The 12620-nt window shown below is 69.7% G+C and carries 10 protein-coding genes and 1 pseudogene; 9 read left to right on the top strand and 2 right to left on the bottom strand.

Going from position 1 to position 12620, the window contains the following annotated elements:
• Window positions 1–188 precede the first annotated feature (188 nt).
• The 5 genes from MU407_RS12725 to ppsA all read left to right on the top strand — a co-directional run bounded on the left by MU407_RS12725 (window position 189) and on the right by ppsA (window position 7690).
• Window positions 189–1769, top strand: a complete 1581-nt coding sequence (locus tag MU407_RS12725; protein WP_246958033.1) for a M81 family metallopeptidase — start codon at window positions 189–191, stop codon at window positions 1767–1769.
• 99 nt (window positions 1770–1868) lie between these two features.
• Window positions 1869–3227, top strand: coding sequence for a hemolysin family protein (locus MU407_RS12720; RefSeq protein ID WP_246958031.1), 1359 nt, complete (start codon window positions 1869–1871; stop codon window positions 3225–3227).
• A complete protein-coding gene (locus MU407_RS12715) occupies window positions 3224–4264 on the top strand; it encodes a hemolysin family protein (RefSeq protein ID WP_246958029.1) in 1041 nt (346 codons plus the stop codon). Before MU407_RS12720 ends, MU407_RS12715 begins: the two co-directional genes overlap by 4 nt.
• Before the next feature lie 202 nt (window positions 4265–4466).
• The gene (locus MU407_RS12710) at window positions 4467–5288 is read left to right on the top strand and encodes a pyruvate, water dikinase regulatory protein (RefSeq protein ID WP_348648034.1); all 822 of its coding nucleotides are present in this window, start codon (window positions 4467–4469) and stop codon (window positions 5286–5288) included.
• A 23-nt stretch (window positions 5289–5311) separates the two neighbouring features.
• On the top strand, window positions 5312–7690 hold the full coding sequence (gene ppsA, locus MU407_RS12705; protein ID WP_246958027.1) for a phosphoenolpyruvate synthase: 2379 nt from the start codon (window positions 5312–5314) through the stop codon (window positions 7688–7690).
• Between the two features lie 59 nt (window positions 7691–7749).
• Here the strand turns inward: ppsA and MU407_RS12700 are convergent, their stop codons facing one another.
• A complete protein-coding gene (locus tag MU407_RS12700; RefSeq protein ID WP_246958023.1) occupies window positions 7750–8100 on the bottom strand; it encodes a hypothetical protein in 351 nt (116 codons plus the stop codon).
• A 144-nt stretch (window positions 8101–8244) separates the two neighbouring features.
• On the opposite strand from MU407_RS12700, the gene MU407_RS12695 reads away from it, so the two are divergent.
• Window positions 8245–8469: a hypothetical protein gene (locus MU407_RS12695; protein ID WP_102235626.1), complete on the top strand. Its 225-nt coding sequence runs from the start codon at window positions 8245–8247 to the stop codon at window positions 8467–8469.
• Complete coding sequence (locus MU407_RS12690; protein ID WP_102235627.1) at window positions 8460–8879, top strand: PIN domain nuclease; 420 nt, start codon at window positions 8460–8462, stop codon at window positions 8877–8879. The genes MU407_RS12695 and MU407_RS12690 overlap by 10 nt, the downstream gene beginning before the upstream one ends.
• Window positions 8880–9181: 302 nt before the next feature.
• On the opposite strand, the gene MU407_RS12685 is transcribed toward MU407_RS12690, so the two are convergent.
• On the bottom strand, window positions 9182–10639 hold the full coding sequence (locus MU407_RS12685) for a LarC family nickel insertion protein (RefSeq protein ID WP_246958021.1): 1458 nt from the start codon (window positions 10637–10639) through the stop codon (window positions 9182–9184).
• 513 nt (window positions 10640–11152) lie between these two features.
• Here MU407_RS12685 and MU407_RS12680 point away from each other — a divergent pair.
• Together MU407_RS12680 and MU407_RS12675 are read left to right on the top strand one after the other, a co-directional pair.
• Window positions 11153–11908, top strand: a complete 756-nt coding sequence (locus MU407_RS12680) for a GH25 family lysozyme (protein ID WP_102235629.1) — start codon at window positions 11153–11155, stop codon at window positions 11906–11908.
• A gap of 136 nt (window positions 11909–12044) precedes the next feature.
• Window positions 12045–12620: pseudogene (locus MU407_RS12675) on the top strand (hypothetical protein); the annotation flags it as partial.

Raw genomic sequence — 12620 nt, 5'->3', positions numbered from 1 at the left:
CGACGGGGCGGGACCAGCAGAGTAATGTGTGGAGAGAGGAGAATGCGGAGGGGTGGCAGTGGAAGCACAGAGTGAGTGGCAGGGGTAGGAGTACAGGCACGAGAAAGACAAACGGTGTGTTTGTTTTTTTTAGAATGAGGCGGCACCCACGAACATCTCCAAAGGGGGTTTCGCCGGCGGCGCCAGATGTGTACACGAGGCAGTACCGACGGCACCCGCAAACGTGTATAAGAGACACCCCCGCAACCGCGTCACGCGAGAGCCGCAGCACCCGCCCCCGCATCGGCATCGCCGGCATCGCCATCGAATCCTCCACCTTCACCCCCTACCGCTCCGGCGCCGCGGACTTCGAGGTGCGGCGCGGCACCGCGGAGATCCTGGCCCGCTACCCCTTCGAGGTGCCGGAGGCGGAGTACGTGGGCGTCCTGCACGCCCGCGCCCTGCCCGGCGGGGTGCTCGAGCGCGCGGTCTACGACGCCTGGAAACAGGAGATCCTCGAGGGCCTCACCGGCCAGGACCTCGACGGCTTCTTCTTCGACATCCACGGCGCGATGAGCGTCGAGGGTCTCGATGACGCCGAGGGCGATCTCATCACGGCGATCCGCTCCGTCATCGGCCCCCGGCCCATCGTTGGCACCGCGATGGACCTGCACGGCAACGTCTCCCCCACCCTGTTCGACGCGTGCGACCTGCTGACCTGCTACCGCCACGCCCCCCATATCGACGCCTGGGAGACCCGCGAGCGGGGTCTGCGCGACCTCGTGGAGCACGCCGCCCGCGGCCACCGCCCCCACAAGGCCCTCGTGCACGTGCCGATCCTGTTGCCCGGCGAGAAGACCTCTACCCGCATCGAGCCCGCGAAGTCCCTGTACGAGAAGATCCCCGGCCTGCTCGAGCACCCGGGCGTGCGGGACATCTCCTGCTGGGTGGGTTTTGCCTGGGCCGATCAGCCCCGCTGCAAGGCCGCGATCGTCGCTTTCGGAGATGACCAGCAGGCCGTGGAGGACGCCGCCCTCGAGCTCGCCACCGCCCTGTGGCAGGCGCGGCACGACTTCGTGTTCGTCGCCCCCACCGCGAGTTTCACCGATTGCCTGGATCGGGCGATCGCCTCTGACGCCCGCCCCTTCTGGATCTCCGACTCCGGGGACAACCCCGGTGCGGGCGGCGCCGATGACACCACCGGCTGCCTTGCCGAGCTGATCGCCCGCCCCGAGATCCGCAGCGCCCAGATCAGCGCCCTCATGGTCTCCCTCGTCGACCCCGGGGCCACCGATGCGGCCGTCCTCGCGGGCATCGGCGGGCGGATCGACGTCGAGGTCGGCGGGCACATCGACACGCGCGAGCCCGGCCCCGTGCCGCTGCGCGCTGAGGTCACCGCGCTCGCCCAGCACCCCACGGTGGGGGAGCAGGCCGCCGCGCTGCGCGTCCTGGAAGGGGAGAAGCCGACGGGCTTGACCGTCGTCGTCACCGCCCGCCGCTCCCAGTGGTGCACCCACCCCCAGTTCGACCGCCTGGGTCTATCGATGACCGGGTTCGATGTGGTCACCGTGAAGATGGGCTACCTCGAACCGGACCAGTACGACTCCGCGGCCGACTGGCTGCTCGCCCTCACCCCCGGCGGCGTCGACCAGGACCTCCAGCGCCTCGGACACACCCACATCGACCGGCCGATGATCCCCTTCGATGCGGAGATCCCCGCGCCCGCGCGCGCGGATGTGCGCTCGGGTAGCATTCCCCCATCGTCCCCCGAGAGCCGGGAGGACCTCTGAGGAGCATCAGGAGATCATGAGCGCCGCCAGCGACGCCCCCAGTGACAGTCGAAGGCCTTCGGGCCATCACACACTCACCCCGGGCGGAGGGATCCGCTCATGGACCTGATCGGTCCACTTGTCTCCCTGGGCGTCGGCCTGCTGCTGGTGCTGGCCTGCGGCGGATTCGTCGCCGCCGAGTTCTCCCTGATCACCGCCAACCGCAACGACGTCGAAGCCGCTGCGCAGACCGGTGACAAGCGCGCCGCCGGCGTCCTGCACGGCATGCACACCCTGTCCACGCAGCTGTCCGGCGCGCAGCTCGGCATCACCGTCACGAACCTCGGCATCGGCTTCCTCGCCGAACCGGCGATCGCCGCGCTCACCGGCCCGCTGCTCGAGGACGCCGGGCTCAACGCCGTCGCCGCCCGCTCGGTGTCCGTCGCGATCGCCCTGATCCTCGCCACCGGCGTGACCATGATCTTCGGGGAGCTGGTCCCCAAGAACCTCGCGATCGCCGAACCGCTGCGCACCGCCAAGCTCGTCGTCGGCTTCCAACGCCTGTTCACCCGCATCTTCATGCTCCCCATCCGCCTGTTCAACGGCAACGCGAACATGGTGGTGCGCGCCCTCGGTGTGGAGCCGCAGGAGGAGCTGTCCTCCGCTCGCAGCGCCGATGAGCTGTCCGTCCTGGTCAAACGCTCCGCCGACGAGGGCGCGCTCGCTGCGGAGACCGCCTCCCTGATCCAGCGCACCCTCGCCTTCGGCGACCGCCGTGCCCACGACGCCATGGTCCCGCGCGGTCGCGTGGACTCCCTCGAGGTCGAACAGACCGTTGCTGACCTGCTCGAGCTCGCCCGCGAGACCGGCCACTCCCGCTTCCCCGTGCGCGACGACGAGGACGAGGTCGTGGGCATCGCCCACATCCGCCACGGCCTCGCCGTCCCCCACCCCGAACGGTCCACCACCATCGTCGGCTCCGTCATGGACCCCGCCACCTACGTGCCGGACACCGTGCCGCTGGATGACCTCATGGACACCCTGCGCGCCGGCGGCCTGCAGATGGCGATCGTGGTCGACGAGTTCGGGGACCACGCGGGTCTGATCACCCTCGAGGACCTGGTCGAGGAGATCGTCGGCGAAGTGCGCGATGAGCACGATGATGAGCACGACGACGTCCCCGACCCCGACGGCTCCTGGGACCTCGATGCGCGTCTGCGCCCCGATGAAGCCACCGAACGTCTGGGCGTGACCGTCCCCGAGCACGAGGACTACGACACCCTGGGCGGCCTGCTCACCATGGAGCTCGGGCGCCTCGCGGAGGTCGACGATGAAGTGGTGGTCCCCACCGACCCCGCCCCGGGCGAGGAACCCGCGCAGCTGCGGCTCGTCGTCACCGAGATGGACGGCATGCGCATCGAAACCATCCACGTGTGCGTCGAACCCCTCCCGGAGGAGACCGAGGAGGAGGACCGATGAGCGACCTGCTGGGCATCGGCCTGACCCTCGTGCTGCTGCTGGCCAACGCCTTCTTCGTGGGCGCGGAGTTCTCCCTGATCTCCGCGCGCCGCTCCGTCATCGAGCCCAAGGCCCTCGAGGGCAGCTGGGCCGCGAAGGTCACCATCTCCGCGATGGAGCAGGTGTCTCTCATGATGGCCGGCGCGCAGATGGGCATCACCGTCGCCTCCCTGGCGCTCGGCGCGATCAGCGAACCGGCCATCGCCCACCTGCTGGCGATGCCACTGGAATCCCTCGGGGTGCCCGGCGCGCTGCTGCACCCCATCAGCTTCGCGGTCGCCCTCGCGCTCGTGACCTACCTGCATGTGGTGTTCGGGGAGATGGTCCCCAAGAACATCGCCCTGGCCGGCCCGGACCGCATGGCCCTGATCCTCGCCCCGCTCCTCATGGGTGTGGTCACCGTGATCCGCCCCCTGCTGTGGCTGCTGAACTCCACCGGCAACCTCGTGCTGCGGCTCCTCGGCGTCCAGCCCAAGGACGAGGTGACCAGCGTGTTCACCCGTGACGAGGTGGCCGCGATGGTCAGCGAATCCAAAGAGGGCGGGCTGCTGGAGGACAACGACGAAGCACTGCTGCTGGGCGCCCTGCGCTTCGAGGCCCGCTCGGTCGCGAACGTCGTGATCCCCTTGCCGCGCGTGGCGACCCTCCCCGAAGGGGTCACCGCCGCGCAGGCCGAGGCCGCCGCCGTCGAGGGCTTCTCCCGCTTCCCCATCAAGGCGGCCGATGGCTCCCTGGTGGGCTACGTCCACATCAAGGACCTGCTGGACGCCGTCCAGCACCACCGTGACCGCCCCATCCCCGCTGAGCGCATCCGCGCCCTGCCCCGGATCGGCGCGGACCAGCCGCTGCAGGATGCGCTGGCGCACATGCAGGCCTCCGGCGCCCACCTCGGAGCGGCCACGGCCGCCGACGGCACCGTGATCGGCGTGGTCACCTTGGAGGACATGCTCGAGGAGCTCGTGGGCCAGATCCGCGACGACTCCCGCCTGGCCGCCTGACCAGCTGTCCGGCCCCGGGACCGTCGGCGGGGGAGCTGCGCAGCGCCCCTGACCGACTGTGCCGCTCCGTGCGCGTTTCCAGTCGTCATCGCGCATTTCCTCCGTGATACCGGACACCTTCGGGGCGCAGTGGCACGCGCGGTCATCGGGCATGGATACGGTCGAGCCAGCACACCGTCGTGTCCCCCGGGAAGGCCTGTCCGTGAGCACCGTCGTCCCCGTCTACTTCGTCTCCGATTCCACCGGCATCAGCGCCGAGACCATGGGCAATGCCCTGCTGCTGCAGTTCCCGAAAGTCCCCTTCGAGCGCCAGCTGCGGCCCTTCGTCTCCAGCGTCGCCGACGCCGAGCAGGTCCGTGCCGAGCTCGACGAGGCCGCCGCCGGCCCCGTCTCCCCGATCGTGTTCCTCACCGCCGTGGACATGGACGTGCGCTCCACCATCCTGCAGACCCGCGCGACCGTGATCGACTTCGTCTCCGACCCGATGGGCGTGCTCGAGCAGCAGCTGGGAGTTTCCGGCGACCACGCCCCGGCCCGCCTGCACTCCGTGGCCGACTCCCAGCGCTACAACCGCCGCATGGCCGCCGTGGAGTTCGCGATCGAGCACGACGACGGCCAGTCCGTGCGCGCCATCGAGAAGGCCGATGTCATCCTCATCGCCCCCTCCCGCTGCGGAAAGACCCCTACCTCGATGTACCTCGCGCTCATGCACGGCATCTTCGCCGCGAACTACCCGCTGGTGGACGAGGAGCTCGAGGGCGAGGTGCTGCCCGAGACCATCCGCGCCGTCTCCGACCGCTGCTTCGGCCTGCTCACCTCCCCGCAGCGCCTCGCCGCGGTGCGCGGCGAGCGCCGCTCCGGTTCCCGCTACGCCTCCATGGAGCAGACCCGCTGGGAGCTCTCGCGCGCCCGTCGGATCTACGACACCTACCGCATCCCCTACGTCGACTCCTCCACGAAATCCGTGGAGGAGATGTCCACCCTCATCCTGCAAACCCTCGGTCAGCGCGGTGCCGCCTGCTGACCCCGTCCCCTAGGAGCACACCCATGTCGCAGAGCATCCGCTGGTTCTCCGGACTCGGCATGAAGGACCTGGACCAGGTGGGCGGCAAGAACGCCTCCCTGGGCGAGATGGTCTCCAACCTCACGAGCCTGGGCGTCCACGTCCCCGACGGCTTCGCCACCACCGCCGACGCCTACCGCGAGTTCCTGGGCGGAACGGGCCTCGCCGAGCGGATCGACGCTCGTCTGGCGGACCTGGACACCGATGACACGGTGGCGCTCGCCGAAGCCGGGCAGGAGATCCGCGACCTCGTGGTGGCCCAGCCCTTCCCCGCCCAGCTCGAGGCGGACATCCGTGAGGCCTACGAAACGCTCGCCGCCGGCAGCGGCGATGAGGCCTCCTTCGCGGTGCGCTCCTCCGCCACCGCCGAGGATCTGCCCGATGCGTCCTTCGCGGGGCAGCAGGAGACCTTCCTGAACGTGCGCGGTATCGACGCGGTCCTCACCGCGATCCGTGAGGTCTTCGCCTCCCTGTACAACGACCGGGCGATCGCCTACCGCGTCCACCACGACTTCGACCACGCCGCGGTGGCGCTGTCCGCGGGCGTGCAGAAGATGGTCCGCTCCGACCTCGGCTCCAGCGGCGTCATGTTCACGGTGGACACCGAGTCCGGGTTCGACGGCGCTGTGTTCATCACCTCCGCCTACGGCCTCGGTGAGGGCGTCGTGCAGGGCGCGGTGAACCCCGACGAGTTCTACGTCTCCAAGACCGCGCTGCGGGACGGCAAGGCGCCCGTGCTCAAGCGGCAGGTGGGGGACAAGGCCACCAAGATGGTCTACACCGAGGATGCGACCGTCGGCCGCTCCACCGCCTTCGTGGACGTGGACCCGGCCGAGCGCACGAAACTGTCGCTGACCGATGAGCAGCTGGTGGAGCTCGCCAAGCAGGCGCTGATCATCGAGGAGCACTACGGGCGCCCGATGGACATCGAATGGGGCCTGGATGGGGCCGATGGCGGGCTGTACATCCTGCAGGCCCGCCCCGAGACGGTGCAGTCCCGCGCCGGCTCCACCGTCGAGAAGTACCACCTGGCCGAGCGCGGCCCGGTGCTCGCCGAGGGCCGTGCGATCGGCGCGAAGATCGGTGCAGGTCCGGTGCGGGTCCTCGAGCGGATCGAGCAGATGCACGAGTTCCAGCCCGGCGAGGTGCTGGTGGCCGACATGACCGACCCCGACTGGGAGCCGATCATGAAGCGCGCCAGCGCCATCGTCACCAACCGCGGTGGTCGCACCTGCCACGCCGCGATCATCGCCCGCGAGCTGGGGATCCCCGCCGTGGTGGGCACCGGCAGCGCCACGCGGGAACTGGCCGACGGGCAGGAGGTCACCGTCTCCGCCGCCGAGGGGGACACCGGGTACGTGTACGAGGGGATCCTCGAGTTCTCCGTCGCGTCCTCCTCCGTGGAGTCGATGCCGCAGCTGCCCACCAAGATCATGATGAACGTCGGCAACCCGGAGCAGGCCTTCGCCTTCTCCCGCCTGCCGAACGCCGGGGTGGGCCTGGCGCGGCTGGAGTTCATCGTGAACCGGCAGATCGGCATCCACCCGCGCGCCCTGCTGGAGCCGGAGAAGCTCGATGAGCGCACTGCCGCGGAGGTGACGGAGCGCATCGCCGCCTACCCGTCGGCTCGCGAATTCTTCGTCTCCCGTGTGGCCGAGGGCGTGGCGACGATCGCCGCGGCCTTCGCGCCGGAGCCGGTGATCGTGCGGATGAGCGACTTCAAATCCAATGAGTACGCGAACCTCCTGGCCGGCAGCATCTTCGAGCCGGAGGAGGAGAACCCGATGATCGGGTACCGCGGCGCCTCCCGCTACCTCTCCAAGGACTTCGCGGAATGCTTCGCGATGGAGTGCGAGGCGCTGCGGCACGTGCGCGAGGACATGGGCCTTGAGAACGTGAAGATCATGATCCCCTTCGTGCGCACCCCCGGCGAGGCGAAGGGCGTCATCGACCTGCTGGCGGCGAACGGTCTGCGCCGGGGCGAGAACGGCCTCGAGGTCATCATGATGTGCGAGGTGCCCTCGAACGCCGCGACCCCCGAGCTGTTCCTCGAGCACTTCGACGGCTTCTCCATCGGTTCCAATGACATGACGCAGCTGACCCTGGGCCTGGACCGTGACTCCGCCCTGGTGGCGGAGGCGTTCGATGAGCGTGACCCGGCGGTGCTGTTCATGCTGGACCGTGCGATCACCGCGTGCCGCGAGGCCGGGAAGTACGTGGGCATCTGCGGGCAGGGCCCCAGCGACCACCCGGATCTGGCCGCGTGGCTGATGGAGCGGGGTATCACCTCGCTGTCGCTGAACCCGGACACCGTGGTGGACACCTGGCTGCGCCTGGCCTCCCAGGAGCGCACCGGCAGCTGACAGGGCCGACGGGGACGGGCCTCGGCCGTGCGGCCGGGGCCCGTCCTGTCAGCGGTGGTTCAGAGCTGGATCTGCGGGTGGCTGCCGGTGTCGTGCTGCGAGGTGACGGTGGTCAGCAGGAACACGGAGTTCTCGAGCGCCTCCACGCTGTGGCGGTGATGGGTGAGGGACTCCAGCTGCCCGTCGACGAGCTCCACCGGGTCCTGGCCGGTCACGCGCAGGCGACCGCGCAGCACGTGGATGGAGGCGGCCGGCGGGGAGTTGTGCTCACCCAGGCTCGTGCCCTGGGCCAGGGCGATCACGGTCTGGCGTAGCGGGCCGTCGTGCACCAGGCGCTCTGCATGCCGACCGTTAGCCGCCTCTCGGGCGCGCTTGATCGCGGTCTGGATCGCTTCATCAAGGTCGGCCATCGGACACCTCCGGAGGTCAGGAATGCTGACCTCGAGTATGACCCAGGTCTCACGCGCGGTCGAGGGTGGTGGGGGCGCAGGCGGAGGTGTGCCCGATCGACGCCCGCGCGATATCGCGATATCGTCGGGGCTGAGGTGATGGATATGACGGATGTGCTTATCAGGGGACTCAGCACCGAGGCGGTAGCCCGGATCGATCATGCAGCTGCTGCCCAAGGTCTGTCTCGCAACGAGTACCTGCGTCGGCACTTCGAGTCGACTCCAGCCCGGGCCGATGTCGTGCGGGTGACGGCTGCCGACTGGCAGCGTTCCGCAGAGGTCTTCGCCGATCTGGCTGATGAGGCCGTGATGGAGGACGCGTGGCGGTGAAAGGCTGGCTTCTGGATAAGTCAGCTTATGTCCGGATGCAACGGGGCGAGGTTCCAGCGCTTGACGAATGGAACTCCCGCATCCAGCGCGGGCTCGTGCGTCTCTCTACCGTGACGCGCCTTGAACTGGGATTCTCCGTGCGGTCAGGTCAATCAGGGCGCGAAGCCTTCACCGCGCCGCCACTATCGCTGATGCCGATCGAACATTTGACGCCTGCGATGGAGGACCGTGCATTCGAGGTCCAGATGCTGCTGGCAGATCAAGGGCATCACCGAGCCCCCTCGATTCCGGACCTCCTTATTGCCGCGACAGCCGAGAAAGCAGGCTTGACCGTGCTCGCTGCGGACAAAGACTTCTTGCTGATCGCGTCGGTCACAGGGCAGCCGGTCGAGCATCTCGTTGTGGACTGACGGGGGCACGCCTTCCTCCTCCCGATGACATGCGGGGGAGGTGAGGCCATGTTGCGGATGCAGATGCACGCGGACGTTGAATGGGCGCGGCCCTCGCCGACGGCGGTGAGGTGCTGAGGCGTCGGAATGATGTATGAAGCGTCCACGATGTCAGTGAAGCCGATGGGGTCGGCAATCGCACCCGCTTATCGACGTCCGCCAGCTCTATCAGCTCGTGCTACGGGTGGCTCATACCTGCTGAGTGTTCTGCACGTGGGTGTGCTAGCAACGCGAGTCCTGTCACGGCACAGGAGAGAAAAGCCCTAGCTCTCGGCGACAGCGGCGCGTGCGAGGTCCAGCATCTCTCGGGCGCTGATGCCCAGCTTGCGGGCGGCGGCGGCAACGTCGCGGAACTCGGGCTCGCGGCGCACCACCTGCCCGTCGGCCCCGCGCGCGACCTTCACGGCGATCCGCTGGCCGCGCACCTCGATCTCCTCGAAGCTGCGTGTGCGGATCTCCCGCTCGACGCGGTGCCGACGCACCCCGAGGCTGCCGGTAAGGTCCATGAGCAGCGTGGACAGCTCGAGCTCCGCCCCCGCGCGCGCGAGAGCATGGACGGTCACCGCGGGGCGTCCCTGCTTCATGATGATCGGCGTGAGCCAGGCATCCAGCGCCCCGGCCGCGAGCAGCTCCTCGACCACCCCGGGCCAGAGCCGCGGGTCCAGGTCGTCGACGTTCGCCTCGAGCTGCCAGGCGGCAGCGGGGGTGTCATGGGCGTCGGCTGCCTGCTGCGTCACTGCGCCGGGTGCGCTGTCGGTGGCGGGCGCCGTGCCGATGAAGACCCGCACCACGTTCGGCCGGCCCGGGGTGTCCTTCGTCCCCGCGCCCACACCGAGAGCCGTGACCGTCATCGGCGGCTGCGGACCGGCGCTCGCCGCCAGCCCGCGCAGCAGCGCCGCACCGGTCGGGGTGGCGAGCTCGCCGATGCCAGGGGCGACGCCGGCGGGGGAGCCGTGCGCGTGCGGGCCGCCCCGGGCGTGCTCCGGCAGCTCCTCCTCGTGAGCGTGCGCGGCATCGTGGTCGCGCTGGTGAGCGTGTGCGTGGTTGTCCCCTTGGTCATGCCCGTGGCCGTGGTCATGGCCGTGCCCGTGCCCGTGGCCGTGGTCATGCCCGTGCCCATGCCCATGCCCATGCCCATGATGGTGGTGCCCGCGCGCGGGCAGGAGCTCACCGGCCACCGTCGGCCATCCGAGCGCCAGGCGCGCCACCGCCGGAACCGGCACCGGGATATCGCCGTGCGCGGCACGGATCCGCCCGGAGCCGACGGCGAGCACGCTGCCCGTCGCGTCCGTGATCTCGAGCTGACGCCAGGCCTCGCACGCGCCGATCACATCGGCCAGCGAGTCCAGTGCCCCCACCTCATGGAAATGCACCTCGTCAGCGGGGACACCGTGCGTGGCGCCCTCCGCCGCAGCGAGTCGGCCGAACACCTCAAGCGCCAGCTCGACGGTGCGCGCGGGGACCGCTGCGGGCGCCTGCTGCAGCATCTGCCGGATCGACGCCCAGGTCCGATGCGGCGGATCCTCCACGAGGACCTCCACGTCGACCTTCACCGCCCGCTGACCGCCACGGTCCACATCGGACCGCACGAAACGCACTGACCCAGGAACCAGGGCGTCCAGCACTTCTTGGATGTGCTCAAGGTCCGCGCCGGCGTCCACGAGGGCCCCCAGCAGCATGTCTCCAGCGATTCCGGCGGTGGCGTCGATGTGCGCAAGCATGCAGTCGAGCCTATCGACGCTGGGTCAGCGTGCCTACTCGCCGAGCTCTTGGAGTACGTCGTCGAGGTCGTCCGTGGCGATCTCGCGGAAGCGCCGCTCGGCGATGTCCGCCCGGCCGACTGCGGCCGCTGCCCGAAGTGCGCCAGCTTGGCTTGCTGTTCGGCTTCGTGCTGCTCTAGAAGGCGCAGCCCCGCCCGGAGCACCTCGCTGGCGTTCTGGTACTGCCCCGTCGAAACCAGTGAATCGACGAGCTTGTGCTGATGGTCGCTGAGCACAACATTTCGCGTCGGCATCTCACCACCTCCTCTATAGGTATGGCAGGTTCTGCCATGCGTGATGAGTTACCGCTCTTTGACCCTGCTTCCCGTGTGGCTCCAACGTGCCGGGTCATCTGACCCGTCGGCAGTGGGAACAGCACCTTCGGCCGGTGGTGGCCTGCCCGCCAGATCCTTAGCGTCGAGAACGACAGGACCTCGAGACATGCGCCACCCGGCGCCAAGGAGCTGAACCGAGATGTTCCCGACCACCCGTTCCTTCGACCGTCGATCCTTCTTCGCCGCCACCGCGGCGCTGGGTGGCGGGGCCGCTGCCCTGACCCTCCCGGCCACCATGGCTCGGGCGGAGGACACCGCGATCCGCGGCCAGGACGTCTCCTCCCACCAGGGCAATGTGGACTGGGCCGCGCAGGCCGCCGCCGGGTCCCGCTTCGCCTACTGCAAGGCCACCCAGGGCAACTGGTACAAGAACCCGTACTTCTCCCAGCAGTACGGCGGCTCCTACGAGCACGGCCTGGTGCACGGCGCCTACCACTGGACTGAGCCGGGCAACTCCGACCCCGTGGCCGAGTGCGACTTCTTCGTGGACAACGGCGGCGGCTGGAGCGACGACGGCCGCACCATGCCCGGCATGCTCGATGTCGAGGACAACCCCAACGGCATGGGCATGGAGGAGCTGCAGGGCTGGATCGTCGCCTGGATCGACCGCTACCGCGAGCGCACCGGCCGCACCCCCGTGGTGTACACCGGCGCATGGTTCTGGGACGCGCAGGTGGGCCCGAACTGGGCGCCGGAGAACGTGCCGCTGCACGTGGCCGCCTACACCGCCGAGCCGCCCGTCGGCACCCAGATCCCCGGCACCTGGAACGCCTGGGAGATCTGGCAGTACAACGACAGCGGCGCCTTCGCCGGTGACCAGAACCTGTGGCACGGCAACCAGGAGCAGTTCGAGGCCTTCCTCGTGGACCCGAACTACGACCCCGTCAGCAACTGACGAGCCGCGACGGTGGTTTCCATCGCACCCCCGTACGCGGGGTGGGTGATCCACGCAGGCGTACCCGTCACCCGGGGGCCGGAGCGGTGACTACAGTGGACCGCGGACTACGCGACCCCCTGGAGGAGCCCCGGCCATGAGCGATCTGCGGATGATCATCCACCCCGACGGCACGGGGGTGCTGCACACCCCGCGCGGCGAGAAGCCGGTGAGTGCGCCGAACCCGGCGGAGACCCGCCGGCAGCTGCTGCAGCTCGCCGTCGAGGAGACCCGCGCCGCGGGCCGGGATCTGCAGGTCACGGTGCTGGCCGAGGGTAGCAGCTCCGAGATCATGGTCGATCCCTTCGGCGCCACGCGTCCCGCCTCCCCGGAGCCGATGATCCAGTCGGTGCCCGGGGCCAGCTCCACCGCCGATGAGGTGGACGATGAACCGGACCTGGAAGCCACGGTGGTCCGCCCCGCGGGAGGAGCGGACATGATTCCGCCGCCGCCCGGGCCGACGCACGCCGCGCCCGCGCCGCAGGCCGCCGAAGCCTCGGCCCCGTCGGCGCCCCCGATCCCGTCGGCCCCGTCGGCTGCCCCGATCCCGTCGGCCCCGTCGGCTGCCCCGCCGCCCTCTGCGCCTTCAGCACCCTCGGCCCCGGCGGCTCCGGCCGCGGAGCAGCCCGAGGTCAACGCGTGGTATCAGCCGGCGAGCCCCGCCCCGATGCCC

Source organism: Brachybacterium sp. Marseille-Q7125 (assembly GCF_023062615.1).
Taxonomy (GTDB): Bacteria; Actinomycetota; Actinomycetes; order Actinomycetales; family Dermabacteraceae; genus Brachybacterium.
This window is presented reverse-complemented; position numbering and strand designations above follow the sequence as displayed.